This window comes from Aeromonas sp. OTU364 (assembly GCF_038440395.1).
Lineage (GTDB): Bacteria > Pseudomonadota > Gammaproteobacteria > Enterobacterales > Aeromonadaceae > Aeromonas.
The window spans coordinates 27,043-52,897 of record NZ_JASATR010000024.1; the positions used below are offsets into that span (position 1 = coordinate 27,043).

Consider the following 25,855-nt stretch of genomic DNA (forward strand, 5'->3'; position numbering starts at 1 on the left):
CTCCCTGGCTGTGGGAGAGTATCAGTGCCGATGTTGCCCATGTTGCCCGTGCGGATCGCGGGCCTGCCATTGTCCAGGGAGCCGTCATGTCTCTTCCCCTCACTTCGAAGCCCCCCATCCCGAGGCCATGCACGAGCTGATGTGCGCCCGCTCTCTGGAAGATGGCGGATGCACCGCGAGACTATATCGAGGTCGTGGTAGGGGTGGAGACAGAGATCGACCCCCTGGTTGGCAAGTTCAAGCCGAGTCAGCACCAGGAGGTGGGAGACAGGCTGGGGGCGGTGATGGCTCTGGGCAATAGCGACAGGGGCGAGGCCCGCAGCTATGGCAGCAAGTCTTCTCAGCCCTTGCGGGCACTGGCCCGATGCACGGCGTCGAGAAGCAGTGCCTGCAACTGGCGCTCGGCCTCGCTGGATTGGTGGTTGGCGCTGAGCAGGGCGACCCCCAATGTGCCCGGTGACGGCAGCACGCTGCAGAGGGTCACCAGACTGGCCGGCATGCCGATGGTAGATCGCACCGTGAGCCCGAGCCCTGCCTGCAAGGCCGCCCAGATCCCCCCTAGACTCTGGCTGGTGAAGGCGATGCGCCAGGGGATCCCGGCCTCGTCGAGGGCCCGGGTGGCCCGTGATCGCATCAGGCAGGGGGCATCGAAGAGCACCAGGGGCAGAGGCTCCCCCCGTGCCAGCAGAGGGGCGAGCTCCCAGTCCGGGTGCGCTATCCACTGCAGTGGCACCAGATCGATGAGCCGGGCATCCAGGCCTTCATCCTGTGGCTGCCAGGTCAGGGCCATGTCGAGGCTGCCCTCCTTGATCCCCTTTGTCAGCGGCCCATTGCGATCGATGCGGGTCGTCATGCGAAGCCCGGGATGCAGGCGACAGAAGGGCCCCAGCACAGCCGGCAGCAAAGATTCGCCAAAGTCCTCCTGTACCCCCAGCCTGATCTCCCCTTGCAACAGCTCCCCCTTGAGGGCGCGCACGGCCTCGTCATTGAGATCCAGCAGCCGTTTCCCATAGCCCAGCAGCAGCTCGCCCTGGGGGGTCGGGACCAGGTGGCGCCCGCTGCGAGCGACCAGCGCCGTGCCGCATTGCTGCTCGAGTTTTTTCAACTGGGCGCTGACCGCCGAGGTGGAACGACACAGCCGCTGCGCCGCCAGCGCAAAGTTGCCGCACTCCATGCCGACGACATAGCTGCGCAGGGCATCGAGGTCCAGGTTCAGGGGAATGGGTGTCATAATTGTCCTGATAATCGGGATGGATGGTCTTTGATATTTCGATTTTCTAAATTGTAGCAGTGGGAGAGAGTGGCTTCACCATCCAAGGAGATTGCCATGACCCATCCTGTTCTTGATCGTGACGACCTGGCGCTGGTGGCGCCGAGACTGTCCCAACTGGCGGAAGACACGCTGTTTGGGGATATCTGGCAGAGGCCGGCCCTGTCAGCCCGCGAGCGCAGCCTGATCACCCTGGCCATACTGGCGTCGCTGGGGCGGGTGCAACAACTGCCGTGGCACATCACGTTCGCCCAGCAAAACGGCCTGACACGGGATCAGCTGGAGGAGCTGTTCACCCATCTCGCCTTCTACGCCGGCTTGCCCGCCGCTGTCACCGCAGTGAGCCTGCTGCCCGCCCGCGAGGAGGCCAGCCCATGCCGTTGACCCGCATCACAGTGCGCGAGGGGATGAGCGACGCGCGCCTGCAGCAGCTCTCCGCGCTCTATCACCAGACCCTGGTGGAGGTGTTCGAGGTGCCGCCGGAGGACAAGTTCCAGATCCTGGAGATCCTGCCTGCCAAGGCGCTCGTCTATCACCCCCACTACCAGACCGGCCGCCGGGACGGCGACTTCATCCTCTTCCAGATCCTGGCGGGGAAGCCACGCAGCACTGAGGTCAAGGAGCGGCTCTATGAGCGGCTCGCCGAGCGCCTGCATGGGGAGCTGGGGATCCATCCCGACAACCTCATGGTGGTGATCCAGCAAAACGGCAGCGAGGAGTGGAGCTTCGGACGGGGTCTGATGTTCCGGCTGGGGGTGGCCATATGATCGCCATGCACTACAGATTCACCCTGCCCGCAGACTACGACATGGGGCTCATCGAGGCGCGGATTGCCAGCAATGGGGCCAGACTCGACGGCTTCCCCGGCTTGCTGTTCAAGGCCTATCTCTATGTCCGCCATGACGAGGCCGCACTGCCATGCCGGGAGAACCGCTATGCCCCCTTCTATGTGTGGCAAAGCGCCGAGGCGATGCACCGATTCCTGGCAAGCGAAGGCTTTGCTGCGCTCACCAGGCATTTCGGCTGGCCCCATATCGAGACTTGGCATCTGCTGTCAGCCCCGCAGATGGAGGATCTCGAGCGGGCCAGGGTGGCCATCTTGCGGCGCACTGCCATTGCCCCCCATGCCTGCCTGGCCGAGCTGCACTCCGGGGCCATGGTGAGCGGCTGGGATCTTTCCCGCTGGCAGTGGCTGGAGGTGGATCTCTTGCCATCGCTCCCACAGGCGATGCCGGCAGGGGCCGATGCCTATCACATCGGCTACCTGGCCAAAGGGAGTCTTTTGCCCTGAGCGGGTGGCCGCTGTTCTCCGCTGGCGGCCAAGGCTTTCTTCGGTGGCGATCGGCAGGCAAACTCGAGATGATGCTCTCCCGCCATGGGATCATCTCGACGGGTTTAGTACGGACACACCACCACGGATAAAGGAGCCTGCATGTACCTGCCACCCCATTTCGCCGCCACCGACCCCGCCTCTTTGCATCGGCTGATGCAGGCCCACCCCCTGGGGGCCCTGGTCACCTCTGGCGAGCAGGGGCTGGATGCCAACCACCTGCCGTTCGAGTTCGATGCCGATGAGGGGGAGCATGGGATCTTGCGGGCCCATGTGGCGCGCAACAACCCGCTCTGGCAGGAGGTGAAGGAGGGGCAGGAAGTGCTGGTGATCTTCAGGGCCGCCGAGGGCTATATCTCCCCCAACTGGTATCCGAGCAAGCAGGCGCACCACAAACAGGTGCCCACCTGGAACTATGCCGTGGTGCATGCCCATGGCCGCATCCGGGTGCGGGACGATGCCCGCTTCGTGCGCCGCCTGCTCGCCACCCTGACCCGGACCCAGGAGGCTGAAGAGCCCGCTCCCTGGAAGATGGCGGATGCGCCGAGAGACTATCTCGAAGCCATGGTGCAGGCCGTGGTGGGCATAGAGATCGAGATCGATCGGCTGGTCGGCAAGTTCAAGCTGAGCCAGAACAAGGAGAAAGAAGACAGGGAGGGCGCCATCCAGGGGGCCCGTGAGCGGGGCGGGGAGGCGCTGGCCAAGGCCATGCAAGAGAGCATGCCAGCGGCCATGGCGGGGGCCGTGGCGCCTGCGGCAGACTAGCCGCGCCGCCCCGGAGTCCGGGGTGAGAGCGAACAAAGGAAACGGCAACCAAGGTTGCCGTTTCTTTTATTGCCGCGCCCGCGCCCCTGCCTTGGCTTGTCGTTGAAAGGGGCTATGCCGGGTCGCCCCTTTCCAGCCGTGTACGAGGCGGTATTTTTATAGCTCGTCGAAGGGGCGGCGCTTCTCCTGCTCCAGCACTATGGCCTCCAGGTTGGCGACCCGCTCCTGCAACTCCTTGATGATGAGATCCTGCTTGCCGAGGCGATCCGTGATGCGGACATCCCCCAGCTGGTAGCGGGCGCGCTTGCCGAGATAGCCAAACAGCACGCTGATAAAGACGATCAGGACTATGCCTGTCCACAGACTCATGAATGACTCCTTGCCTATGCCTGAACGGGAGAGAGCACCTCCCGGTCTCCCGTTGTCTCATACCCGCCCCTGGGCGGCAATGCCCGCCTGGTGGTTCAGAGCCCCTGCCAGAGCGGCCGGCTGATCCAGAGCCCCCACAGGCCGAGGTGCAGCAGCACTATGGCCCAGAACCTCAACCGGTAGCTCCCCTTCTGGGTCTTGTGGCGCAGCCAGTGGCGGGCCACCAGGGCGCCGGGCCAGCCGCCGAGCAGCTCCAGCAGGTGCAGGCGGGATTCCGGGATGCGCCAGCCGCCGCGAATGGCCTGGCGCTTGTCGTGGGCGTAGGCCAGCACTGTGAGCAGGCTCATGGTGGTGATCAGGGCCAGCGGCCACCAGTTGGCCTCCTCAATGCCGAGCCAGGCGGCCCAGATCAGGGGCAGCAGGGCCAGGGCCATCATGACAGCAGCGCCGGATCCCGGGGCGCGTCCGGGCTGAGGGTGCGGATCACCCGGGCCGGGTTGCCCACCGCCAGGGAGTCCGCCGGTATGTCGCGGGTCACCACGGCCCCTGCGCCTATGATGGAGCGCGGCCCTATGGTGACGCCGGGGCAGATGATGGCGCCGCCGCCAATCCAGCAGTCATCGCCGATGCGCACCGGCTTGTTGTAGGCGGTCCAGTTGCGGCGCTCCAGATAGTCCATGGTGTGGGTGGCGGTGTAGATCTGCACGTTGGGGGCCAGCAGCACATGGCTGCCGATGTGCACCTCGCCCACGTCCAGTATGGTGACGTTGAAGTTGAAGAAGGTCTTCTCCCCCAGATGGATGTTGCGGCCAAACTCGCAGATGAAGGGGGAGCTTATCCAGCAGGAGTCGGGGCAGTGGCCGAACAGCTCGGCACACAGGCTCTGGCGCCCCTCGTGATCCCCCGCCGGTGTGGCGTTGAGTCTCGCCAGCAGGGCCTGACCTCGAATGCGGTCGTTCGCTATCTCCTCGCTCTGGCTGTTCAGGGCGCCCCCCGCCAGTACCTTGTCCCAGTCGCTTGCCATGCTCACCTCCTCTCATGTGCCAAGAGGCGCCAGTATACGTGACGGGCAGGGCGGCGTCAGGCCTGGTGGCCGGGTCAACCCGGCCAGAGGAGGGGCAGGATCAGCAGGGTGGAGAGGAGGTAGGGCAGCATGACCCTCAGCCCCAGACGGCGACCGCCGATCACCAGGGCCAGCAAGCCCTTCACCAGGGAGTTGACCAGGCCGGCCAGCAGAATGGCCCGGGCCGCCACTTCCAGGGCCAGCTCCTTGTGGGAGAGCTGGGAGAGGGAGAGGGTGATGGCGTCCACGTCGGTGATGCCGGAGACCAGCGCCAGCAGATAGACCCCGGAGTTGCCTACCTTGCTCTGCAGCAAGGTAGCCATGAAGCCGATGAGCGCCAGCAGCAGGCCGAACTTGATGGCGGTGGCGAGATCCAGCGGGTTGCGGGTTTCGGGCTGCACCGGGTTGTCGCTCATCTCCTCGCGCTGGCGCCAGAACCAGAAGGCGAAGCCGTAGACGGTGGCCGCCAGCAGCAGCAGGGGGAGGGCAAGGCGCATGGCCAGTTCGTTGTGAATGAGCAGCACCAGTACCAGCAGTCGCAACCACATGGTGGCCCCCGCCAGCAGTATGCCGGTGGCCAGCAGCCGCTCCAGCCCTGGCTGCTCCTTGTTGAGGCGGGCAAATTGCAGGGTGAGGGCGGTGGAGGAGGCGAGCCCCGCCAGCATGCTGGTGAGCACTAGGCCGGCGCGGGTGCCGAGCAGGCGCACCGCGAAGTGGCCGGAGAAGGAGATGCCGGCGATCACCACCACCATCAGCCAGATCTTGAAGGGATTGAAGGCGTCGAGGGGGCCCATCTCGACGTCGGGGAGCACCGGCAGCAGCACCAGGGAGATGAGCAGGAAGCGCAGGGTGGCGTGAAATTCCGTCTCGCTCAAGAACAGCATCCCCTGCTGGATCTGGCCCTTGAGTCCCATCAAGAGCGCCGCCAGCACGGCGCAGGCCACCGCCTCGCTCGGGCTCTGCAGCACAGACATCAGCCCCAGCAGGTAGGTGAGCACCATGGCCACCGAGCTGGTGAGGCCAAACTCCCCCTGCCAGCGCTGGGCCAGCCAGACCGAGAGGCCGCAGCCGATGACCACAGCCAGCAGGCCGAGCAGGGCCAGCCAGGCACCCAGGGTGGGCAGCAGCAGGGCGCAGACGCCGCCGAGCAGGCCGATGAGACCATAGGTCCGCATCCCGGCGATGCGCTGGTTGTCCCCCAGCTGGCGCACCTGCCAGCCCCGCTCCAGTCCGATGATGAGCCCTATGGCCAGTGACACCAGGGCGCCGTAGACGGGCTCAGCCTCGATCCACATGGGGTTCTCCTCTCATTGCTCTCCCTGTCAGGATGGCACAGACGGTGCGCCAGCAGGGGGAGCTGGCTCACAGAGCGGTTGCGCCGCCTGGCGCCTGCCAGGCACGCAAAAAAGGCGCCACCCTGAGGGGACGCCTGAAAACCAAACCTTGCGGTTTGAAGACCAACGGAACCAAAGATCACACACTCAGCACTTCCCTCGGCAGGCTCAACCCTGCCACTTGCCTCCTTCCACTATGACATCGTTGGGATCGGTGTCGGCACTCAGCTTGTCGCGCACATACTGGTCGTAGAGTTTCAGCAGGTACTTCTCTTCCCCCAGCCTGGCGAGACGGTCGTTGACCCAGTCACGCAGCTCGACATTGCCCTTCTTCACCGCCGGCGCGATTGGGTCTTCCGAGCCCAGCTTCTCGGGCAGCACGCGATAGCCCGGGTTCTCCTTGGCCCAGCTGAACAGCACCAGGTTGTCCTGGGCGTAGGCGTCACCGCGGCCCTGGGCCAGCGCCTGCAGGGATTCGGTGTTCTTCTCGAACTTGAGTACCTTCCACTCCGGGTGGTTGCGGGTCAGCCAGATGTCGGCCGTGGTGCCAGTGGTGACGATCAGGGTCTTGTCCGCGAGATCGTCCAGCCCCTTGGCGGCGCTCTTCTCCGGCACCAGCACCTGCACCGCCACCCTCAGGTTCGGGTTGGTGAAATCCACCACCTGACGCCGCTCCGGGGTCACCGTCATGTTGGCGAGGATGAGATCCACCTTGTCGCTCTGCAGGAAGGGGATGCGGCTGGCGGGCTCGACCGCCACGAATTCGATCTTGTTTTCGTCCCCCAGCAGATCCTTGGCGAAGCGGCGGCCGAGATCCGTGTCGAAGCCCACGTAGTTCCCCTTCTCATCCACGTAGCCAAACGGCGGTTTGTCGGTGAAGACGCCGACGATGAGCTTGTCGCGCGCCTTGATCTTGGCGAGGGAACCGTCCGCCGCCTGGGCGGCGCCGCTGGCGATACCCAGCCCTATCAGGGCACTGAACAGAACCGAGGTGATTTTTTTCATGCTGACTCCTTTCGTTTGATGACATTTGTATAAGAAAACTTGGCGAGGAACTGGCGTGCGCGCTGGCTCCTGGGGTTATCGAAGAACTGGTGGGGGGCGCCCTGCTCCAGGATCTGGCCGCCGTCCATGAAGAGGATGCGATCCGCCACCGCCCGGGCGAACGCCAGCTCGTGGGTGACGATGAGCAAGGTCATGCCGCTGCCCGCGAGATCCCGGATCACCTCCAGCACCTCCTGCACCATCTCGGGATCCAGCGCGGCGGTCACCTCGTCAAACAGCATCACCTGCGGGTTTATGCACAGGGCCCGCACTATGGCGATGCGCTGCTGCTGGCCGCCGGAGAGCTGGCGCGGATAGTCATGGCGCCGCTCCCACAGGCCAACCCGGGTCAGCAGCTGCTCCGCCTGCAACAAGACTTCGGCCCGCTCCCGCTTCTGCACCTGCAGAGGGCCGAGCAGCACGTTCTCCAGCACCCTCAGGTTGGGGAAGAGGTGATAGCTCTGGAACACCATGCCGATGCGCTGGCGTACCCGTTGCCAGTCGGTGGCACCATCCAGCAGCACGCCGTCGAAGCGGATCTCGCCCCCCTGAATGGGTTCGAGCCCGTTGAGGGTGCGCAGCAGGGTGCTCTTGCCGCAGCCACTCGGCCCCAGGATGACGATCACTTCCCCGGGATTCACTGCGAGGCTGACCTCGTCCAGTACCCGGTTTTGGCCGAATTGTTTGCTGACAGCATTGAGTTCAAGCAGAGGTGTCATACCGCATTACCCCATTTTTGCTCCAGCCGGCGCGAGGCGAGCGAGAGCGGATAGCAGACTAAGAAAAAGAACAGAAACAGCAGACCATAGATGAGCAGCGAGCCATAGGTGCGCTCGATGATCTGCTGGCCCACCTTGATCACCTCCACCACCCCGATCAGCACCGCCAGGGAGCTGGTCTTGATGATGCGGGTATGGATGTTGATGGTGGGCGGCGTCAGCCGTTGCAGCGCCTGGGGCAGCAGCACGTGGCGATAGAGCTGCCAGCGGGAGAGCCCGAGGGCCAGGCCGGCCTCCTGCTGGCCGCGGGCGAGGGATCCCAGGCCGCCGCGCACCACTTCTCCCACCTCGCTGGCGCCCCAGAGGAAGAGCACCAGCACGGCGCACCAGAAGGCCGGGATATCCAGACCGAAGAAGATCGGCAGCCCGAAGAAGAAGAGGTAGAGCCAGACCAGCACGGGCACCACCCGAAACAGCTCCAGATACACCCTCAGCACTCCCCGGGTCAGCCTTCCCCCCTGCTGGGCCAGCACGCCGTAACCGAGGCCGCCCAGGGTGGCGAACAGGATGGCGAGCAGGGAGATGGCGAGGGTCTGACCCGCGCCCACCGCCAGCAGCGGCAGCGCCTGCATCAGCTGCTCAGTGACCGAATTGACCATATTGATCCCTCCTTTCTGGTGCATGGGTGGCGAGTGACGGTGGCAGCAGGAAGATAAGTGCCCACAGCGGGATCCTCGCCTGCATCAGCGATTCAATGACCGAACTGACCATGTTGCAGCCTCCTTTCAACGACCCGCAGGGCAAGGGAGAGCGGCAGAAAGATCAGCACGCACATCAAGGTCAGCACCGCCAGCATCTCGTAGGTCTTGTAGTAGAGGGCGATGTAGTTCCTGGTGGTGTAGAGCAGCTCCGGCACCGCCACCGCCGAGGCCACAGTGGTCTCTTTGAGCAGGAAGATGAAGTTGGCAAACAGAGCCGGCAGGCTGGCGAGCCAGGCCTGGGGCAGCTGCACGTGGCGCAACAGTTGCCAGCGGGAGAGACCTATGGCCCGGCCCGCCTCCAGCTGGCTGGGAGGGACCGCCTGAATGCCCGCCCGCAGCGCCTCGGTGAGATAGCCACCGCCGAGGAAGGTCATGGCGATCACCGCAGTGGCAAAGCCCGACAGCGACAGGCCCAGGGCCGGCAGCCCGAAATAGAGAAAGAACAGCTGGATCAGCAGCGGCGTGTTGCGGGCCAGCTCCACATAGGCGCGGATCACCCGGTTCAGCCAGGGTTTGTGCAGGCTTTGCAGCGTCACATTGAGCAGGGCCACGGTGAGGGAGCTGAGGATCACCAGGGCGCCGAGCTGCAGGGTGACCCAGACCGACTTGCCAAAGGCTGGCAGGGTGGTGAGGACAAAGGACCAGTCGAAGCTCATGCGGGGATACTCCCGTCGCGGCGCAGCCGCTGGGGCAGCACAGTGATGGCGTCCGGGTACTTGATGCCGGCGCCTGTGTTGAGAACCACCACCCGCTCGCCCCCCTGGATCCAGCCGCTCTCCCGCAGTTGGCGAGCGGCGGCGAAGGCAGCCGCCCCTTCCGGGCAGACGAAGCTGCCTTCGCGCGCGGCGAGCTGGCGGATCTCGCGCTGGATGGCGCCGTCGTCCACTGCTATGGCGCAGCCTTCGGTGCGATAGAGGGCGTCCAGCACCAGAAAATCCCCCAGCGCCTTGGGCACATTGATGCCGAACGCCAGGGTCTGGGAGTCGGGCCAGAAGCGCGACTCGCGCTCCCCCTGCTGCCAGGCCTGGACTATGGGGGCGCAGCCGCTCGCCTGCACCGCCACCAGCCTGGGCAGGTCGCCCTTGACCCAGCCCAGCTCCTGCAACTCCCGCAGCGCCTTGTAGATGCCGATGAGCCCGACCCCGCCACCCGTGGGGTAGAGGATCACGTCCGGCAGGGTCCAGCCGAGCTGCTCGGCGATCTCCAGCCCCATGGTCTTCTTGCCCTCGATGCGGTAGGGCTCCTTGAGGGTGGAGGCGTCGAACAGCCCCTGCTCGGCCACCGCCTGGGCCACCTGGCGACCGGCGTCGCTGATGAGGCCGTCCACCAGATAGAGGCGGGAGCCGGCGAGGGAGGTCTCCAGCCTGGTGATGGCGGGGGCCGCCTGGGGCATGACTATGGTGCTGCGCAAGCCAGCGCGGGCACCGTAGAGCGCCCAGGCCGCACCGGCGTTGCCGTTGGTGGGCATGGCGAAGTGGGTGACGCCGAGTTCCCGGGCGCGGGAGACCCCGACCGCGGCGCCACGGGCCTTGAAGGAGCCGGTGGGGAGGACGCTCTCATCCTTCATCCAGAGATCCGGAATGCCAATCTGCTTGCCGAAAGCGGGCAGGGGCAGCAGGGGAGTGAAGCCTTCCCCCAGGGTGACCACCTGGGCGGGATCGCGCACCGGCAGCAGCTCGTGGTAGCGCCACAGGCTGGCGGGGCGACCCAGCAGGGCGGCCGGGTGCCAGGCCTGCTTCAGAGCCTCGAGATCGTAGCTGGCTAGCAGTGGCGCGCCGACCCGGCTCAGTTGCTGGGGCCGATCGGCATCATGGGTCTCGCCGGTCTTGCTGCACCTCAGATGTGATAGGTAGCTGTAGGGCATGCTTTATCCTGAATGGGTCACGTTGGCTGGTTTCTTATTCCATCCTGTGACTCAGGGGCCGGATAACAAACAAAATAAAGCGGCAAACTTAAGCGAAAAAATTCATATGACTCCGTCTTTGCCGGGGGCGCAGCCCGTCGCCACCGGCCGGGGGGTTGGGCCATCCGGCACTCTTTGTTACCCTGCCCGCTTCACCGAAATCGCAGGGAGCCGCCTCGATGCGAGCCATTGTCAGCCTGCTGGCCCTGTCACTGCTGTGTGCGTGCAGCGGCCAGTCAACCGAAGAGGATGCCATGTCAGGGAAAACGCGCCTTCACTACCCCGTCACCCGCCAGGGGGATCAGGTGGATCACTATTTTGGCCAGGCCGTGGCCGATCCCTATCGCTGGCTGGAGGATGACCGCAGCCCCGAGACCGAGGCCTGGGTCAGGGCCCAGAACCGGGTAACTCAGGATTACCTTTCGCAGATCCCGTATCGCGGCGCCATCAAGGAGAGGCTCGCCTCGTCCTGGAACTACGCCAAGGAGGGGGCGCCGTTTCGCGAGGGGCGCTACCACTACTTCTTCAAGAACGACGGCCTGCAGAACCAGAACGTGCTGTGGCGCCAGCTGCCGGGCAAGCCGGCGGAAGTGTTCCTCGATCCCAATACCCTCAGCCCCGACGGCACCACGGCGCTGGATCAGCTGAGCTTCTCCCGGGATGGCCGCATCCTGGCCTACTCCCTGTCGCTGGCCGGCAGCGACTGGCGCGAAATCCACCTGATGGACGTGGAGAGCAAACAGCCCCTGGAGGCGCCCCTCAAGGACGTGAAGTTCAGCGGCATCAGCTGGCTCGGCAACGAGGGCTTCTTCTACTCGAGCTACGACAAGCCAGATGGCAGCGAGCTGTCGGCCAAGACAGATCAGCACAAGCTCTATTTCCACCGCCTCGGCACGGCGCAGCAGGATGACCGGCTGGTGTTCGGCGCCATCCCGGCGCAAAAGCACCGCTACGTGGGGGCCAGCGTCACCGAGGATGACCGCTTCCTGCTCATCTCGGCGGCGAATTCCACCTCAGGCAACCGCCTCTACGTGAAGGATCTGAGCCGGGAGAACGCACCGTTGCTGACGGTGCAGGGGGATCTGGAGGCGGACGTGAGCCTGGTGGACAACAAGGGTGGCACGCTCTACCTGCTGACCAACCGGGACGCCCCCAACGGCCGTCTGGTGACGGTGGAGGCCGCCAACCCGGGCACCGAACAGTGGCGCGACCTCATCCCCGAGCGCCAGCAGGTGCTGAGGGTGCACAGCGGCAGCGGCTACCTGTTCGCCGAGTACATGGTGGATGCCACCGCCCGGGTCGAGCAGTTCGACTACGAAGGCAAGCGGGTGCGCGAGGTGGCGCTGCCCGGCCTTGGCAGCGTCAGCGGCTTCAACGGCAAGCACGACGATCCCGCGCTCTACTTCGGCTTCGAGAACTATGCCCAGCCGCCCACCCTCTATAAGTTCGAGCCAAGGAGCGGGGCGATCAGCCTCTATCGCGCCTCGGCGGCGCCGTTCAAGCCAGAGGATTACGTTTCCGAGCAGCGCTTCTACCGGAGCAAGGACGGCACCCGGGTGCCGCTCATCATCAGCTACCGCAAGGGGCTGAAACTCGATGGCAGTAACCCGACCATCCTCTACGGCTATGGCGGCTTCGACGTGAGTCTGACCCCGAGCTTCAGCGTGTCGGTGGCGAACTGGCTGGATCTGGGGGGCGTCTATGCGGTGGCGAACCTGCGCGGGGGCGGCGAGTACGGCCAGGCCTGGCACCTGGCGGGCACCAGGATGAACAAGCAGAACGTGTTCGACGACTTCATCGCGGCGGCCGAGTACCTCAAGGCCGAGGGTTACACCCGCACCGACCGGCTGGCGATCCGCGGTGGCTCCAACGGCGGCCTGCTGGTGGGGGCTGTGATGACCCAGCGGCCGGATCTGGTGCGGGTCGCGTTGCCGGCGGTGGGGGTGCTCGACATGCTGCGCTACCACAGCTTCACCGCCGGGGCGGGCTGGGCCTATGACTACGGCACCAGCGCCGACGATGAGGCCATGTTCGCGTATCTGAAGGGCTACTCGCCCCTGCACCAGGTGCGGCCCGGGGTCAGCTACCCCTCGACCCTGGTGACCACGGCGGATCACGACGATCGGGTGGTGCCGGCCCACTCCTTCAAGTTTGCCGCCACCCTGCAGGCGGACGACACCGGCCCCCATCCCCAGCTCATCCGCATCGAGACCAATGCGGGGCACGGGGCGGGCACGCCGGTGACCAAGCTTATCGAGCAGAGCGCGGACCTCTATGCCTTCACCCTCTACGAGATGGGCTACCGGCACCTGCCGACCGTCCAGTGAGACCAGGGCCCTGCGGGGCCCTTTTCTGTGGTGGGACAGGCGGGCGCGACCATCCCTGTCTCGCCATTTTCCCGTTTTGGGGCCGGTACAGCCTGCGCCGCGCCCCCGGTGGTATAGTCAGCCACAGGATCTGCATTGAGGAGTTCGTCGTGAAGAAGATCATCTACATACTGCTGGGGTTGGCGCTGGCGGCCGTGGTGGCCATCGCCGCCCTGGTGTCTCTGGTTGACCCCAATCAGTTCAAGCCCCAGCTGGCGGAGCAGGTGCGCAAGAGCACGGGCCGCGAGCTGGTGATGGAAGGGGATATCGGCTGGCGCTTCTGGCCGAGCCTCGGCCTCTCCCTCGAGAAGGTGCAACTTCGCAACCCCGCGGGCTTTGCCGAGCCGGACCTGCTGCGCTTCGCGCAGGGTGACGCCTCTGTCGCCCTGCTGCCGCTGCTCTCCCACCGGCTGGAGATTGGCAAGGTGACCCTGAGTGGCGCTCATCTCTTTATCCAGACCAGGGCCGATGGCAGCTCCAACCTGAGCGGTCTGGTCAAGACAGCCACCGCCGACAAGGGCGATGGCGCTCAATCCCCTGCCGGCGATGGCCAGCCCGCCGCCCCTGCCGCCAGTGAAGAACAACCCTGGCAGATCAGCCTGCAAGGGGTGGCATTGGTCGAGGCCAGCGCCCTGGTGCGGGACGATCGCAGCGGCGCCGTCTCCCGTCTCGACCGGCTGGATCTCGATCTGGGTCAGCTGACCCCGGGTGAGTGGGTGCCGGTGACCCTGGCCGCCAAGGGGGCGCAAGGGGATCTGGGGTTTGATCTCAAGGGAGAGGCCCAGCTCAAACCGGCCCAGGAGGCAATGAAGAGCGAGCTCAAGGATCTCAGCCTCAGCGGCAGCCTGAGCCAGCCATCGCAGCGGCTCGATGCCTTCACCCTCAAGGCCGATCGGCTGGCGCTGGGGCAGTGGAGCAGCCTGACCCTTAACCTGAGCGGCGCACAGGGGGCGGCGGACAAGCCGACCCTGGCCGGTACCCTGGAGGGGACCCTCAAGGCGCGGCTCGACGAGAAGCGGCAACTGCTGGAGGTGTCGGATGCCGTGCTGGCCGCCAGGCTCAGCGGCGATGCCCTGCCGCGTCCGCAGATGAACCTCAAGCTGGCGGGCTTTGCCCGCGCCGAGCTCGACAAGCAGAGCGTCACCCTCAGCAACCTGGTGATGGGGGCCGATGACGCCCTGCTCAGCGGCAACGGCACTGTGCATCTGGGGGCCGTGCCCAAGGTGGAGTTCGACCTCAAGGGGGAAAAACTCGACCTCGACGGCTGGCTCGGTCAGCCAGCCAAGGCGGCGCCCGCGGCGGCCACCTCGGGGGCGGCTGCACCGGCCGGAACAAAGGCGCAGGCCGCGGCTCCCGCCACCAGGGTGCTCTCCACCATGGAGCCCGATCTCGCCGCCCTCAAGGCGGTGGACCTGGCCGGTCGGCTGCAACTGGGCAGCCTGAGGGTGAAGGGGCTGGATCTCGGCGCCGTCGACCTGCAGCTGGCCCTGGCCGGTGGTCAGCTCACCCTCAAGCAGTTCAGCGCCGGGGTGGCCGGTGGTCAGGTGACGGCGAGCGGCGTGCTCGATGCCCGTCAGCAACCCGCCCGCTATCAGGTGCACAAGCGGATACAGGGGGTGGATATTCGCCCCCTGCTGCAGACCCTGGCCCAGAACGATCGACTGGAAGGCAAGGGAGATCTCGAGGTGCAGGTGCAGGGCACAGGCCTCTCCGAGCAGGCCCTGCGCAGCCAGATGCAGGGCAAGGCGAGCCTCAGGCTGAGGGACGGTGCCCTGCACGGCATCAACCTGGCCGAGATGATCCGCGAGGCGCGGGCCACCCTGACCGGCAAGGGGGCGGATCAGGTGAAGGAGGCACGCAAGACCGACTTCAGCGCCCTGACCGCCAGCTTCCAGATCGCCAATGGTGTGGCGCGCAGCGATGACATCCAGCTGCTCGCCCCCGCCCTGCGGGTGAAGGGCCAGGGTCAGACCGCCCTGGTGCCCGAGACCCTCGACTTCCTGTTCCTCACCTCAGTGGTGGAGAGCAGCAAGGGGCAGGGGGGCAAGAGCGTGGACGAGCTCAAGGACGTCACCATACCGGTGCGCATCGGCGGCCACTGGCAGGCGCCCAGCTACCGGCTCGACGTGAAGGAGCTGCTCGGCAACAACAAGGTGCTGGAGGAGAAGGCCCGCAAGGAGGCCGAGCGCGGCCTCAAGAAGTTGCTGGGAGACAAGGGCGACGACGAGCAGATCAAGGGGGTGGCGGATCAGCTGCTCAAGGGCCTGTTCAAATAGCCTGGACCTGTCGTCTTATCGCCATGCAGAGCCCGCCCAGTGCGGGCTCTTTGCTGCCGAATATAGGGGTATGGGGCCAGGCGTTGCCCCCGAGGATGGGGTAATATCCGGGTTGAGACGAGAGACAAGGAACAGGGAGCGTCCATGAGCAAACGGGTGTTGATCACAGGTGGCAGCAGGGGAATAGGGGCGGCGACGGCCCGTTATCTGGCGGGGCAGGGCTATCATCTGTGTCTCAACTATCGTCATGACAAGGCCAGTGCCGAGGCGCTGGTGGCCGAGATCCGGGCCCGGTATCCGGTCTCCTGCATAGCAGTGCAGGCGGATGTCGGGGTGGAGGCCGAGGTGGTGCGCCTGTTCGAGGAGATGGACGCCCGGCTCGGGGTGATCACCCATCTGGTGAACAACGCGGGCATACTCCAGCCCCAGATGAAGGTGCTGGAGATGAGTGCCGAGCGCATCAACCAGACCCTGACCACCAATGTGACCGGCTATTTTCTCTGCTGCCGGGAGGCGGTGCGCCGCATGACGAGCGGGGGCGCCATCGTCAACGTCTCCTCCGCCGCCGCGCGCCTGGGCTCCCCCGGGGAGTATGTGGACTACGCCGCCTCCAAGGGGGCCATAGACGTGCTGACCAGGGGCTTGTCCCTGGAGGTGGCGGCCCAGGGGATCCGGGTCAACGGGGTGCGCCCGGGCTTTATCTATACCGAGATGCACGGGGACGGCGGCGAACCCGGCCGGGTGGACAGGATCAAGGGCAATATTCCGCTGCAACGGGGCGGTCAGCCGGTGGAGGTGGCCGCCGCCATCGCCTGGCTGCTGTCGGACGAAGCCTCCTATGCCACCGGCACCTTTATCGATCTGGCCGGGGGGTGCTAGGGGCGGAGTCACACTCTCCCGACAACAACAAGGGGCGCCATGGCGCCCCTTGTTGTGGATGCGGCAAGAGCCTTACTCCCCCAGCAGCTGTTGCCAGACCGCCAGCACATGGCCCCGCTCGGTCAGCAGCTGATCGTCCCCCACCTTGCGGGAAACCTCGGAGAGGTTGAGACGATGGCCAAGGTTGCGGATCTCCAGATAGGCGTGCTTGAGCCCCTCCGCCTGCTCCAGGGTCAATACCCCCGCCATCACGCACTCGTCGAAGATGCGCACGTTGTCCGACCAGCGGGTCAGGGCCTCGGGCTCGCCGCAGGCGTGGGCCAGCACCAGGTACTGGGCGATGAACTCTATGTCCACCATGCCGCCGGGGGACTGCTTGAGATCGAACTCCCCCTCGCCGGCCTTGAGCAGGTGATCCCGCATCTTGTGGCGCATCTCCCGCACCTCGCGGGCCAGGGTCGGCAGGTCGCGATCCTTGGCCAGCACGTCGCGGCGGATGCGGGCAAATTCGGCGACCACGGCATCATCGCCATAGATGGGACGGGCCCGTACCAGGGCCTGATGCTCCCAGGTCCAGGCTTCCTGCTGCTGGTACTGCTCATAGGCGGCGAGGGAGGAGACCAGCAGGCCGGCGTCGCCGGAGGGGCGCAGCCGCATGTCGATCTCGTAGAGGATGCCGGACGGGGTGCGGGTGCTGAACAGGTGCAGGATCCGCTGGGCCAGGCGCAGGTAGAACTGGCGGCTGTCGATGGGCTTGCGCCCGTCGGTGTAACTGTTGGGGTCGCCGCCGTGCAGGAACACCAGGTCGAGATCCGAGCCGTAGCCGAGCTCGATGCCGCCGAGCTTGCCGTAGGCCACCACCGCGAAGCCGCGCTGACCGCTCAGCGCCACCTCGGGGGGCACCCCGTAGCGCTCGCTCATCTGGGTCCAGGCCTGATTGACCACCTCTTCGGTGATGGCCTCCGCCAGCCAGGTGAGGTGGTCGCTCACCTTCATCAGCGGCAGTGCGCCGGCGATGTCGGCGGCGACGATGCGCAGCAGCTGTACCTGCTTGAACTGGCGCAGCGCCTCCATCTGCTGCTCCACGTCCTCTTCGGGGATGCGCAGCAGGAACTGGCGCAGCTGGGGCTTGTACTGATCCAGCGGGGTGGGGTGGTAGAGGTGCTGGGGATCCAGCAGCTCGTCCAGTAGTATGGGGTAGCGGGCGAGCTGCTCGCTCACCAGGTTGCTCTCGTCGCACAGGCGCACCAGCTGGCGCAGGGCGGCGGGGTTCTCCGCCAGCAGTTGCAGGTAGGCGCTGCGGGTGAAGATGCGGGTCAGCAGGGTGCAGACCCGCTCGAACAGGCGGGCGGGCTCATGGCTCGCCACCACCAGTCGCAGCAGCTCGGGCATCAGCCAGTCCAGGGCGATGCGCCCCTGGGGCCCGACCTGGCGGCGCTTGTACTCCTCCTTGAAGCGCAGCAGGGCGGCGCAGAGCGGAACCGGATCGCCCACCCCCTGGGTGGTGAGCAGCTTCTCCAGCTCGGCGGCATCGAGCTCGGTGCGCCACAAGTCGAGCCAGAGTTGCTCCAGGTGGGCGGGGGCCTCCTTCTCTTCCCCCACCACGGCGACGAACTCCTGATGGACTATGGCCATCTCCTCGTCGAGGTGCGTCATGAAGCGCTCCCAGTCGGCGAACCCGGTGGCGGCGATCAGTCGCTGGCGATCCCGCTCCTCGGTGGGCAGGGTCTGGGTCTGCTGATCCCCTATCTCCTGCAAGATGTTCTCGACCCGGCGCAGGAAGCGATAGGCCTGGAGCAGGCGCGCGCAGCGCTCCCCGTCGAGGGCGCTGCTCTGGGCTATGGCCGCCAGCGCCTCGGGCAGGTGGCGCACCCGCAGGGCGGGCTCGCGGCCGCCACGAATGAGCTGCAGCGCCTGGGCGATGAACTCCACCTCGCGGATGCCGCCGGCCCCCAGCTTGATATTGCCCTCCAGCCCCTTGCGGCGCACCTCGGCGGCTATCATCGCCTTCATCTGACGCAGGCCGTCGATGACGCCGAAGTCGATGTAGCGGCGGAACACGAAGGGGCGCAGCAGCTCGGTGAGGGCCTGGGCGTGTTCGCACTGGGGCCCCAGCACCCGCGCCTTGACCATGGCGTAGCGCTCCCAGTTGCGACCATGGTGCTGGTAGTAGTCCTCCATGGCGGCAAAGGAGATGGCGAGCGGCCCCGCCTCGCCGAAGGGGCGTAGCCGCATGTCGACCCGAAACACCTGACCATCCTGGGTGGGCTGGTGCAGGGCGTTGATGAGGCGCTGCCCTAGCTTGATGAAGAACTGCTGGTTCGCGAGCTCCCGCCGCCCGCCGACCGTGTAGCCGTTGTCAGGGAAGGTGAAGATGAGGTCGATGTCCGAGGAGAAATTCAGCTCGCCGCCACCCAGCTTGCCCATGCCGAGGATGAGCAGGGGCTGGGGGTCGCCGTTGCCGTCCATGGGGGTACCGAGCTCGGCGCACTGTTTGGCGTAGAGCCAGTCCCGGGCGCCGCAGATCAGCGCGTCCGCGAGCCTGGTGAGATGGATAAAGCTCTCTTCGACCTCTGACTCCCCGAGCAGCTCGCGCCAGGCGATCACCAGCATGCGGCTGCGTCTGAACTGGCGCAGCACGCGCTTGAGCTCCTCCTCGTCATGGACCTCGGCGAGCAGGGCAGCCAGATCGCCCTCGTAGGCGGGCCAGCGCTCGGACAGCGCCAGATCCCCGGAGGCCAGGGTCTGCGCCAGCAGCTCGGGTTGCTTGATGAGGGAGTCGGCGACAAAATCCGAGAGGCCGAGCAGGGTCAGCAGGGTCTGCTGCTCCATCGCTGGCAAATTGCCATAGTCGGGGGCCTGCGCCAGCAGCCGCTGCCACTGGCGCCCGGCCTGATCCTGCAGCAGGGGGGGCAGAGTGGAGAGGGATGCAGGCGATGGGGGAAGAGAAGAGGAATGCTGGGCCACGGTTGCCGTCCTTGTGATTAACGGGTCTGCAGAGGGAATGAAAACACCGGCAGCCAATCTAGCATTGTCCCGTGCCCGCGTCACAGCCCGGGAGAGAGAAGCATGAGCCGGCGGGGAAAATGGGCCGCCGGCGCGGGCTCAGGGGCGCCGATAGATCTCGGGGTCGTACTTTTCCATCAGGCTGCCGGGGGCGCGGGGCGGCGCGAAGCCAAAACCGGCATAGAGGTCCTGGGCATCCGAGGTGGCCAGCATGAGGCGGCGCAGCCCCTGCAAGGCGGGATGGTCGACAATGGCCGCCATCAACGCCTTGCTGTGGCCGCGACCGCGATGCTCGGGCAGCACGAAGACGTCGGAGAGATAGCCGAAGGTGGCCCGGTCTGTGATGACCCGGGCGAAGGCCACCTGCTGACCGTCGACATAGCCGCCGAAGCAGAGGGAATGATTGATGGCCCGCTGCACGGTGGAGAGGGGAATGCCGAGGCTCCAGTAGGCCTCCTCGGACAGGAAACGGTGAATGAGCGGGACATCGAGGCGTCCCTTGTCGTCGCTGATCTCCAGTGGGGATGGGGTGTGCTGCATCCTGGCTCCTTGCCGTGTCATGAGATGAAAAAAGGCCCCTCGCGGGGCCTTCCAGTTTACTCAAATCACGACCTCAGGCCAGCTTGAAGGCCTGGATGTGGGTATCCAGCGTCTGGCTGTGGTGCTCCACCAGTTCGGAGGCATCTTTCAGCTCCCGCAGCACCACCACGGATCCTTCCACCACCTGCTTGACCTGCTCCAGGTTGGTGTTCATCTCTTCGGCGACCGAGCTCTGCTGCTCGGAGGCGGCGGCGATCTGGCGGTTCATGTCGGCCACCCCCTGTACCCGCTGCACTATGGTGGCGAGCTGATCGCCTGCCTGGGTCACCTGCTCGACCCCCTTGTCCGCCTGCTGCACGCTCTCGGCCATCAGGCCGACGGCCTGGCGGGCATTGCCCTGCAACTGCTCGATCATCTTCTGGATCTCGACGGTGGCGGCCTGGGCCCGGTTCGCGAGTTCGCGCACCTCGGAGGCGACCACGGCGAAGCCGCGGCCCGCCTCGCCGGCGCGGGCGGCCTCGATGGCGGCGTTCAGGGCCAGCAGGTTGGTCTGCTCCGAGATGCTGCGGATGGTGTCCACCACCGAGCCGATGCGATCGACCCCGTGTTCCACCTCGTTGACCACGGCGGAGGAGCGCTGGATGTTGCCGGAGAGGGTGTCTATGGTACTGACGGTGGCGGCCACGCAGCGGCTCCCCTCCTCGGCCAGGGCGCTGGCGTCGGCAGTGGCGTGGGAGGCTTGCTCCGCATGGTTGGCCACCTCGCGAATGGCGCCCACCATCTGGCTCATGGCGCTGGCGAGCTGCTCTATCTGGGTGAACTCCTCGTTGATCGCCTCGTTGGCCTCATCCATGCAAAGCGTCACCTGGGAGGCGATGTCATTGAGCTCCTTGCAGGCGGCGCGCTGGGTGCCGAACACCTCCTTGAGGTTCTCCTGGGAGTGGGCGACCGCCTTGGCGATGTCACCGAACTCGTCCCGGGACTTGAGCAGCACGCTGTGGCTGAGATCCTTGCGGGCGAAGCGCTCCAGCAGGCCTACCAGATAGTGCACCTGCTTGACCATGAGATGGGAGCCGGTCAGCAGCAGCACCACGAAGACGACCCCCATCAGCGCCGTCTCCATCAGACCGGTCCAGAGCAGGCGATCGGCAATGGCATTGGCCTTGGTGGCATCTATGCCCTCGCCGAGCAGGGTGGCTTCCAGGTTGCTGGCATCGAACCAGAGCTTGGCCAGCAGCAGCAGCGTGCTGAACACCATGAGCAGCACCACTTTGGGCACCAGTCGGATGTTGCTCATTCGCCTCTCCAGCGAGTTTAACTGCATAATCTTTCTCCTTCTTAATGGCCGGTTTTCCTTTGTCCTCAGGACTATCGGCATTATCTTCCTTTTTATTAATTCGCACCGTGCCTAAAGTAGGAAATTGTATGCGACATCACTTAACTCACCTGCGCGCCATGGATCTGCTGATGGCGTTTCTGTCGGTGATCTCCGTTTGCCTGGTCTGTGCCCGCTGGTGGGGTCACCGCGAGTGGAGCCCGCAGACCCTGCAACTCTTCTATGACGTCGACAGCCTGATCTGCTATTTCTTCCTCGCCCACTTCGCCTACGGCTGGGTGAGGGCCCCGGATCGCATGGCCTTCTTCAAGGCCAACTGGTTCTATCTGCCGGGCAGCCTGCCCATGGTGGAGCAGTTGCGCTGGGCGCGGCTCATCCAGCTGTGGCGGGTCTATCAGCTGCTGCGAGACAGGCCGGACCTGCTTGGCATGTTTCGCCGGGAGCGCAACGAGACAACCCTCTCCGGCATTCTGTTCCTCTTCTTCCTGCTGCTGGGGGTGGGCTCCGGCGTCATGTACTGGCTGGAGACGGGCCAGCCAGGGAGCCTGATCCAGACCCCCTACGATGCCTTCTGGTGGACGCTGGTGACACTCTCTACCGTGGGCTACGGGGATCTGGTGCCCAGGACGGAGGAGGGGCGCTTCGTCGCCAGCCTGCTCATCCTGTTCGGTGTGGGTCTGTTCGGTGCCCTCAGCGGTTTCATGGCCAGCCTGTTCGTGCATCCCGGCAAGACCAACGACGACACCACACTGTGGCGGCGCCAGCAGAGCGAGCAGCAGGCGCAACTGCTGCAGGAGCTGAGGGCCCTGCGCGCCGAGGTGAAGGCACTGCAACAGAAGTAGCCTGCGGCGTCTGGAATGGTCGCGTGGCAAACGGGGGAAGCCGTGAGGCGCCTCTCAGTCAGGGGGGCGCCGCTTTTCTTTGCTTGTCCTTTGACCCGCTGGCGGCTTAACATTCGGCCTGCAACCTAATTCAACGAAGAGAATCGATCGACCATGCGCGCCCTTCTCGGGATCTTGATCTGCTTGTGTGCCCAACAGGTACTGGCCGATACCCGTTATGTCTCAGACAACATCTTTACCTATATCCACAACGGTCCTGGCACCCAGTACCGGATCCTCGGCAGCGTCAAGGCCGGTGAACCGCTGGAGGTCAAGGCGGTGAACAACGACGCCGGTTTCACCCAGGTGGTGGACGGCCGTGGTCGTGAAGGCTGGATCAAGAACAGCGAACTGCAGGGGGAGATCAGCCTGCGCGAGCGTCTGCCCCAGGTTCAGAAAGAGCTGGATGAGGCCAAGGCCCGTCTGCTGAACCTCAATGGCGACAACGAGCGTCGTTTCGCCGAGAAGGATGGCCAGATCACCGAGCAAAGCAAGGAGATCGCCAGCCTGAAGGCCCAGCTCGCCAGCCAGAGCACAGAGATGAGCAGCCTCAAGGAGCAGAACGACGCCCTGACCCAGAGCTATGACAACCAGGAGCACGACATGCAGATGGACTGGTTCATCCGCGGTGGTGCCATGGTGCTGGGGGGCATACTGCTCGGCATACTGCTTCCCATGCTGCCCCGTCGCCGCAAGAGCAGCGAGCGCTGGATGAACTGATCGCCCTGGCGGTCGCAACGAGAAAGGTCGCCATGGCGACCTTTTTTCATGGGCGCACACCGGGGCGGGATCTTGACCCGGTCGGGGGTCGCCAGGGGGCCTCTGCGGCCGTAAGATGAGCCGAACTATCCCGTGCCCTGCGCACCCTTCTCAACAAGAGCCTTCAACATATGTCATCAACCGAACAGGCCCGCTGGTTCGTGCTGGGGGGCGATCACCTCGTCCTGCTGGATGAACGGGGGCAGATCCCCCAGGGCCCCAAGGCCAGCCTGCCCGCCCATCTGCACGCCGCCCATTTCGAGCCTTTCGACGAGTGGGACGGACTGCCCTGCCTGCTGCTGGATCTGGGACCGGATGCCGAGATCGCCTCTCTGGCGGGGCTGCGCCAGCTGATGGTGGCGGGGGACGAAGAGGGCTTTCGCCTCGCCGGGCGCGCCTGGCAGCTCGCCACCTTCCGTCGCACCCATCGCTTCTGCGGCGAATGCGGCGCCCCCATGACCCCCAAGGCGGGGGAGTGGGCACAGGTGTGCCGGCATGGTCACGTCGTCTACCCGCGCATCTCCCCCTGCATCATAGTGGCGGTGCGCAAGGGCCCGGCGATCCTGCTGGCGGCCCATCGCCGTCACTATCAGGCCGACGATCCCATGTATACGGTGCTGGCGGGCTTCGTTGAGGCGGGGGAGAACCTGGAGCAGTGCGTGGCGCGGGAGGTATTCGAGGAGAGCGGCATCCGGGTGCGCAACGTGCGCTACGTGGCGAGCCAGCCCTGGCCCTTCCCCCACAGCCTGATGATGGGCTTCACCGCCGACTACCAGAGCGGCGAGATCAAGGTGCAGGACGACGAGCTGGTGGCCGCCGGTTTCTTCGAGGCGGACCGGCTGCCACGGCTGCCCCCCCACGGCACCATAGCGCGGCGGCTGATCGAGCAGAGCCTCGCGGCAGAGAGGCCCTGAAAAGCGGGGCCCTGGTTTGCGCCCCCTCACATCTTTGCACTCCGGCGACCCCGCGGCGCGTTTGTGCCGCCCTTAGCCTTGCACAAAGTGGTATCATATCCGCCATTTTATGCTGGATATGAACTCAGGAACTGGGATGAAAGAGCTGAAGAACGATCGATACCTGCGTGCCCTGCTGCGCCAGGATGTGGACATGACCCCGGTGTGGATGATGCGTCAGGCTGGCCGCTACCTGCCGGAATACAAGGCGACCCGCGCCGTCGCGGGGGACTTCATGTCCCTGTGCCGCAACGCCGAGCTGGCCTGTGAAGTCACCCTGCAGCCCCTGCGCCGCTATCCCCTCGATGCCGCCATCCTCTTCTCCGACATCCTGACCGTGCCCGACGCCATGGGGCTTGGCCTCTACTTCGAGCACGGGGAAGGCCCGCGCTTCGAGCGCCCCATCACCTCCATGGCGGACGTGCAGGCACTGCCCATCCCGGATCCGGAAGACGAGCTCGGCTACGTGATGAATGCGGTGCGCACCATTCGCCGCGAGCTCAAGGGCGACGTGCCGCTCATCGGCTTCTCCGGCAGCCCCTGGACCCTGGCCACCTACATGGTGGAGGGGGGCAGCTCCAAGGCGTTCACCAAGATCAAGCAGATGATGTATGCAGAGCCGCAGACCCTGCACCTGCTGCTGGACAAGCTGGCGGACAGCGTGATCGCCTATCTCAACGCCCAGATCAGGGCAGGTGCCCAGTCCGTCATGGTGTTCGACACCTGGGGCGGCGTGCTGACCCCCCGCGATTACCGCGACTTCTCCCTGCAGTACATGCACAAGATCGTCGATGGCCTGATCCGTGAGAATGAGGGGCGCCGCGTGCCGGTGACCCTGTTCACCAAGAACGGCGGCCAGTGGCTGGAGCAGATCGCCGCCACCGGCTGCGACGCCCTTGGCCTGGACTGGACCACTGACATCGCGGATGCCAAGCGCCGGGTCGGTGACAAGGTGGCGCTGCAGGGCAACATGGATCCCTCCATGCTCTACGCCGCGCCTGGGCGCATCCGCGAAGAGGTCGCCACCATATTGGCGGGCTTTGGCAGCGGCAACGGCCACGTCTTCAACCTGGGCCACGGCATCCATCAGGATGTGGACCCGGAGCACGCCGGCGTGTTTGTGAACGCGGTGCACGAGCTGTCGGCCCAGTACCACGGCCGCTGAGCGCGGCAGACAGCACGATGAGAACGGGGCCTGCGGGCCCCGTTTTGCTGCCCGGCCTCGCGGGGGCTGCATCCTGGTCACCGCTCGGGTTACACTGCACCACCACTGAACAGGGTCGCGGACAGGATGGGCGAGTGCACCTCCTGACGACCGGGTGAGGGCGTCGTCGAACATGGCAGGAGGCAGGATGGGCAAGAGTGCATGGGACTGGGGAATCGATCTTGGCGGAACCAAGTGCGAGTGCGTGGTGCTCGAGGGTGACGAGGTGCTGCTGCGCCATCGCATCCCCACCGAGCGCCGTGGCGGTTACGAGCACATGATAGGCCAGATCGCCAAACTGGTGGACGAGTGCGCCGAGCGGCTCGGCCAGCGTCCCGCCATCCTCGGCATGGGCACCCCGGGGGCGCGGGATCCCCAGACCGGGCTGATGAAGAACTGCAACACCACAGAGCTCAACGGCAAGCCGTTCAAGGAAGATCTGGAGCGCAGGCTCGGCATTCCTGTGCTGATCGCCAACGACGCCAACTGCTTCGCCCTGGCGGAAACCCATCTGGGGGCGGTGCGCCAGCACCATCCCGATGCCAAGGTAGTGTTCGGCATCATCATGGGCACAGGGGTGGGCTCCGGCATCGTCATCAACGGCCAGATCCTCAACGGCCATCACGGCATCGCCGGGGAGTGGGGCCACAACGTGCTCTCTCCCGACGGCCCCGAGTGCTACTGCGGCAAGCGCGGCTGCGTCGAGACCTTCATCAGCGGCCCGGCGCTGGAGGCCTGGTACGAGGCCAAGGCCAGGCGCCACCTGTCGCTGGCCCAGATAGCGGCGGCCAGTGCCCACGATCACGTCGCCAAGCTCACCATGGACCGGCTGCACCTGCTGTTCGGCCAGGCCCTGGCCAACGTGGTCAACATCCTGGATCCGGACGTCATCGTCATCGGCGGCGGGGTGGGCAATGTGCAGAGCCTCTACAGCGTCGGTCGGCAGACTGTGCTGCCATTTCTGTTCAATCCCCGCTTCGCCACCCCCCTCATTGCCCCGGCCCTGGGAGACAGTGCCGGTGTGTTCGGGGCCGCGCTGCTGGCCAGAGGCGTCTTCCAGGAGGCCCTGCTGTCGTGAACCAGTCAGGGGCCCGTCA

25 protein-coding genes are annotated in these 25,855 nt (G+C 65.6%); 12 read left to right on the forward strand and 13 right to left on the reverse strand.

Features of this window, described 5'->3' with window-relative positions:
- Positions 1–340: 340 nt before the first annotated feature.
- Positions 341–1,231, reverse strand: a complete 891-nt coding sequence (locus tag AAHB08_RS19205; RefSeq protein ID WP_342059797.1) for a LysR substrate-binding domain-containing protein — start codon at positions 1,229–1,231, stop codon at positions 341–343.
- A 96-nt stretch (positions 1,232–1,327) separates the two neighbouring features.
- Between AAHB08_RS19205 and AAHB08_RS19210 the strand changes: the two genes are divergently transcribed.
- From AAHB08_RS19210 to AAHB08_RS19225, 4 genes are all read left to right on the forward strand, one after another.
- Positions 1,328–1,654: a carboxymuconolactone decarboxylase family protein gene (locus AAHB08_RS19210; protein ID WP_342059798.1), complete on the forward strand. Its 327-nt coding sequence runs from the start codon at positions 1,328–1,330 to the stop codon at positions 1,652–1,654.
- A complete protein-coding gene (locus tag AAHB08_RS19215; protein WP_342059799.1) occupies positions 1,645–2,037 on the forward strand; it encodes a tautomerase family protein in 393 nt (130 codons plus the stop codon). Before AAHB08_RS19210 ends, AAHB08_RS19215 begins: the two co-directional genes overlap by 10 nt.
- A 5-nt stretch (positions 2,038–2,042) precedes the next feature.
- Positions 2,043–2,561 (forward strand): DUF4865 family protein, encoded by a 519-nt coding sequence (locus tag AAHB08_RS19220; RefSeq protein ID WP_342059800.1) that lies wholly within the window; start codon positions 2,043–2,045, stop codon positions 2,559–2,561.
- A gap of 141 nt (positions 2,562–2,702) precedes the next feature.
- The gene (locus tag AAHB08_RS19225; protein ID WP_342059801.1) at positions 2,703–3,365 is read left to right on the forward strand and encodes an FMN-binding negative transcriptional regulator; all 663 of its coding nucleotides are present in this window, start codon (positions 2,703–2,705) and stop codon (positions 3,363–3,365) included.
- A gap of 156 nt (positions 3,366–3,521) precedes the next feature.
- Here the strand turns inward: AAHB08_RS19225 and AAHB08_RS19230 are convergent, their stop codons facing one another.
- The 9 genes from AAHB08_RS19230 to AAHB08_RS19270 all read right to left on the reverse strand — a co-directional run bounded on the left by AAHB08_RS19230 (position 3,522) and on the right by AAHB08_RS19270 (position 10,519).
- On the reverse strand, positions 3,522–3,734 hold the full coding sequence (locus AAHB08_RS19230) for a hypothetical protein (protein ID WP_111873993.1): 213 nt from the start codon (positions 3,732–3,734) through the stop codon (positions 3,522–3,524).
- A 95-nt stretch (positions 3,735–3,829) separates the two neighbouring features.
- Positions 3,830–4,171 carry a DUF1294 domain-containing protein gene (locus tag AAHB08_RS19235; protein WP_342059802.1) on the reverse strand — a complete coding sequence of 114 codons (342 nt, stop codon included), beginning with the start codon at positions 4,169–4,171 and terminating at the stop codon, positions 3,830–3,832.
- A complete protein-coding gene (locus AAHB08_RS19240) occupies positions 4,168–4,758 on the reverse strand; it encodes a sugar O-acetyltransferase (RefSeq protein WP_139433984.1) in 591 nt (196 codons plus the stop codon). Before AAHB08_RS19240 ends, AAHB08_RS19235 begins: the two co-directional genes overlap by 4 nt.
- A gap of 74 nt (positions 4,759–4,832) precedes the next feature.
- On the reverse strand, positions 4,833–6,092 hold the full coding sequence (locus AAHB08_RS19245) for an MgtC/SapB family protein (RefSeq protein ID WP_247625518.1): 1,260 nt from the start codon (positions 6,090–6,092) through the stop codon (positions 4,833–4,835).
- A gap of 207 nt (positions 6,093–6,299) precedes the next feature.
- Entirely contained in the window at positions 6,300–7,136 is an 837-nt protein-coding gene (locus AAHB08_RS19250; protein ID WP_342059803.1) for a transporter substrate-binding domain-containing protein, read from the reverse strand.
- A complete protein-coding gene (locus AAHB08_RS19255) occupies positions 7,133–7,894 on the reverse strand; it encodes an amino acid ABC transporter ATP-binding protein (protein ID WP_342059804.1) in 762 nt (253 codons plus the stop codon). The genes AAHB08_RS19250 and AAHB08_RS19255 overlap by 4 nt, the downstream gene beginning before the upstream one ends.
- Positions 7,891–8,553, reverse strand: a complete 663-nt coding sequence (locus AAHB08_RS19260; RefSeq protein WP_342059805.1) for an amino acid ABC transporter permease — start codon at positions 8,551–8,553, stop codon at positions 7,891–7,893. The genes AAHB08_RS19255 and AAHB08_RS19260 overlap by 4 nt, the downstream gene beginning before the upstream one ends.
- A gap of 92 nt (positions 8,554–8,645) precedes the next feature.
- Positions 8,646–9,311: an amino acid ABC transporter permease gene (locus AAHB08_RS19265; protein ID WP_342059806.1), complete on the reverse strand. Its 666-nt coding sequence runs from the start codon at positions 9,309–9,311 to the stop codon at positions 8,646–8,648.
- Positions 9,308–10,519 carry a threonine synthase gene (locus tag AAHB08_RS19270; RefSeq protein ID WP_342059807.1) on the reverse strand — a complete coding sequence of 404 codons (1,212 nt, stop codon included), beginning with the start codon at positions 10,517–10,519 and terminating at the stop codon, positions 9,308–9,310. Before AAHB08_RS19270 ends, AAHB08_RS19265 begins: the two co-directional genes overlap by 4 nt.
- Positions 10,520–10,737: 218 nt before the next feature.
- Here AAHB08_RS19270 and AAHB08_RS19275 point away from each other — a divergent pair, with 218 nt between their 5' ends.
- The 3 genes from AAHB08_RS19275 (at position 10,738) to AAHB08_RS19285 (ending at position 16,079) form a co-directional block, all read left to right on the forward strand.
- Complete coding sequence (locus AAHB08_RS19275) at positions 10,738–12,885, forward strand: prolyl oligopeptidase family serine peptidase (RefSeq protein ID WP_342059808.1); 2,148 nt, start codon at positions 10,738–10,740, stop codon at positions 12,883–12,885.
- A 149-nt stretch (positions 12,886–13,034) separates the two neighbouring features.
- The gene (locus AAHB08_RS19280; RefSeq protein WP_342059809.1) at positions 13,035–15,200 is read left to right on the forward strand and encodes an AsmA family protein; all 2,166 of its coding nucleotides are present in this window, start codon (positions 13,035–13,037) and stop codon (positions 15,198–15,200) included.
- 144 nt (positions 15,201–15,344) lie between these two features.
- Positions 15,345–16,079, forward strand: a complete 735-nt coding sequence (locus tag AAHB08_RS19285; RefSeq protein ID WP_342059810.1) for an SDR family oxidoreductase — start codon at positions 15,345–15,347, stop codon at positions 16,077–16,079.
- 72 nt (positions 16,080–16,151) lie between these two features.
- On the opposite strand, the gene glnE is transcribed toward AAHB08_RS19285, so the two are convergent.
- The 3 genes from glnE to AAHB08_RS19300 all read right to left on the reverse strand — a co-directional run bounded on the left by glnE (position 16,152) and on the right by AAHB08_RS19300 (position 20,949).
- Positions 16,152–19,046: a bifunctional [glutamate--ammonia ligase]-adenylyl-L-tyrosine phosphorylase/[glutamate--ammonia-ligase] adenylyltransferase gene (glnE, locus tag AAHB08_RS19290; protein WP_342059811.1), complete on the reverse strand. Its 2,895-nt coding sequence runs from the start codon at positions 19,044–19,046 to the stop codon at positions 16,152–16,154.
- Between the two features lie 138 nt (positions 19,047–19,184).
- The gene (locus AAHB08_RS19295; RefSeq protein WP_342059812.1) at positions 19,185–19,625 is read right to left on the reverse strand and encodes a GNAT family N-acetyltransferase; all 441 of its coding nucleotides are present in this window, start codon (positions 19,623–19,625) and stop codon (positions 19,185–19,187) included.
- A 73-nt stretch (positions 19,626–19,698) separates the two neighbouring features.
- The gene (locus AAHB08_RS19300; RefSeq protein WP_342059813.1) at positions 19,699–20,949 is read right to left on the reverse strand and encodes a methyl-accepting chemotaxis protein; all 1,251 of its coding nucleotides are present in this window, start codon (positions 20,947–20,949) and stop codon (positions 19,699–19,701) included.
- 32 nt (positions 20,950–20,981) lie between these two features.
- Between AAHB08_RS19300 and AAHB08_RS19305 the strand changes: the two genes are divergently transcribed.
- The 5 genes from AAHB08_RS19305 (at position 20,982) to AAHB08_RS19325 (ending at position 25,836) form a co-directional block, all read left to right on the forward strand.
- A complete protein-coding gene (locus AAHB08_RS19305; RefSeq protein WP_139433998.1) occupies positions 20,982–21,803 on the forward strand; it encodes a potassium channel family protein in 822 nt (273 codons plus the stop codon).
- A 153-nt stretch (positions 21,804–21,956) separates the two neighbouring features.
- Positions 21,957–22,562, forward strand: a complete 606-nt coding sequence (locus tag AAHB08_RS19310; RefSeq protein ID WP_139433999.1) for a TIGR04211 family SH3 domain-containing protein — start codon at positions 21,957–21,959, stop codon at positions 22,560–22,562.
- A 170-nt stretch (positions 22,563–22,732) separates the two neighbouring features.
- Entirely contained in the window at positions 22,733–23,515 is a 783-nt protein-coding gene (gene nudC, locus AAHB08_RS19315) for an NAD(+) diphosphatase (RefSeq protein ID WP_342059814.1), read from the forward strand.
- A 136-nt stretch (positions 23,516–23,651) separates the two neighbouring features.
- Entirely contained in the window at positions 23,652–24,719 is a 1,068-nt protein-coding gene (gene hemE, locus AAHB08_RS19320) for a uroporphyrinogen decarboxylase (RefSeq protein WP_342059815.1), read from the forward strand.
- A 187-nt stretch (positions 24,720–24,906) separates the two neighbouring features.
- On the forward strand, positions 24,907–25,836 hold the full coding sequence (locus tag AAHB08_RS19325) for an ROK family protein (protein ID WP_202047213.1): 930 nt from the start codon (positions 24,907–24,909) through the stop codon (positions 25,834–25,836).
- Positions 25,837–25,855: the final 19 nt, after the last annotated feature.

Excerpts from the sequence above, each read along its gene's own strand:
- AAHB08_RS19260 (WP_342059805.1), bottom strand. The coding sequence starts at position 8,553 with ATGGTCAATTCGGTCACTGAGCAGCTGATGCAGGCGCTGCCGCTGCTG.
- AAHB08_RS19205 (WP_342059797.1), bottom strand. The coding sequence starts at position 1,231 with ATGACACCCATTCCCCTGAACCTGGACCTCGATGCCCTGCGCAGCTAT.
- AAHB08_RS19245 (WP_247625518.1), bottom strand. The coding sequence starts at position 6,092 with ATGTGGATCGAGGCTGAGCCCGTCTACGGCGCCCTGGTGTCACTGGCC.
- AAHB08_RS19235 (WP_342059802.1), bottom strand. The coding sequence starts at position 4,171 with ATGATGGCCCTGGCCCTGCTGCCCCTGATCTGGGCCGCCTGGCTCGGC.
- AAHB08_RS19310 (WP_139433999.1), top strand. The coding sequence starts at position 21,957 with ATGCGCGCCCTTCTCGGGATCTTGATCTGCTTGTGTGCCCAACAGGTA.
- AAHB08_RS19295 (WP_342059812.1), bottom strand. The coding sequence starts at position 19,625 with ATGCAGCACACCCCATCCCCACTGGAGATCAGCGACGACAAGGGACGC.
- AAHB08_RS19250 (WP_342059803.1), bottom strand. The coding sequence starts at position 7,136 with ATGAAAAAAATCACCTCGGTTCTGTTCAGTGCCCTGATAGGGCTGGGT.
- AAHB08_RS19275 (WP_342059808.1), top strand. The coding sequence starts at position 10,738 with ATGCGAGCCATTGTCAGCCTGCTGGCCCTGTCACTGCTGTGTGCGTGC.
- hemE (WP_342059815.1), top strand. The coding sequence starts at position 23,652 with ATGAAAGAGCTGAAGAACGATCGATACCTGCGTGCCCTGCTGCGCCAG.
- AAHB08_RS19300 (WP_342059813.1), bottom strand. The coding sequence starts at position 20,949 with ATGCAGTTAAACTCGCTGGAGAGGCGAATGAGCAACATCCGACTGGTG.
- AAHB08_RS19240 (WP_139433984.1), bottom strand. The coding sequence starts at position 4,758 with ATGGCAAGCGACTGGGACAAGGTACTGGCGGGGGGCGCCCTGAACAGC.
- nudC (WP_342059814.1), top strand. The coding sequence starts at position 22,733 with ATGTCATCAACCGAACAGGCCCGCTGGTTCGTGCTGGGGGGCGATCAC.
- AAHB08_RS19230 (WP_111873993.1), bottom strand. The coding sequence starts at position 3,734 with ATGAGTCTGTGGACAGGCATAGTCCTGATCGTCTTTATCAGCGTGCTG.
- AAHB08_RS19325 (WP_202047213.1), top strand. The coding sequence starts at position 24,907 with ATGGGCAAGAGTGCATGGGACTGGGGAATCGATCTTGGCGGAACCAAG.
- AAHB08_RS19210 (WP_342059798.1), top strand. The coding sequence starts at position 1,328 with ATGACCCATCCTGTTCTTGATCGTGACGACCTGGCGCTGGTGGCGCCG.
- AAHB08_RS19270 (WP_342059807.1), bottom strand. The coding sequence starts at position 10,519 with ATGCCCTACAGCTACCTATCACATCTGAGGTGCAGCAAGACCGGCGAG.
- AAHB08_RS19225 (WP_342059801.1), top strand. The coding sequence starts at position 2,703 with ATGTACCTGCCACCCCATTTCGCCGCCACCGACCCCGCCTCTTTGCAT.
- AAHB08_RS19215 (WP_342059799.1), top strand. The coding sequence starts at position 1,645 with ATGCCGTTGACCCGCATCACAGTGCGCGAGGGGATGAGCGACGCGCGC.
- AAHB08_RS19255 (WP_342059804.1), bottom strand. The coding sequence starts at position 7,894 with ATGACACCTCTGCTTGAACTCAATGCTGTCAGCAAACAATTCGGCCAA.
- AAHB08_RS19220 (WP_342059800.1), top strand. The coding sequence starts at position 2,043 with ATGCACTACAGATTCACCCTGCCCGCAGACTACGACATGGGGCTCATC.
- AAHB08_RS19265 (WP_342059806.1), bottom strand. The coding sequence starts at position 9,311 with ATGAGCTTCGACTGGTCCTTTGTCCTCACCACCCTGCCAGCCTTTGGC.
- AAHB08_RS19285 (WP_342059810.1), top strand. The coding sequence starts at position 15,345 with ATGAGCAAACGGGTGTTGATCACAGGTGGCAGCAGGGGAATAGGGGCG.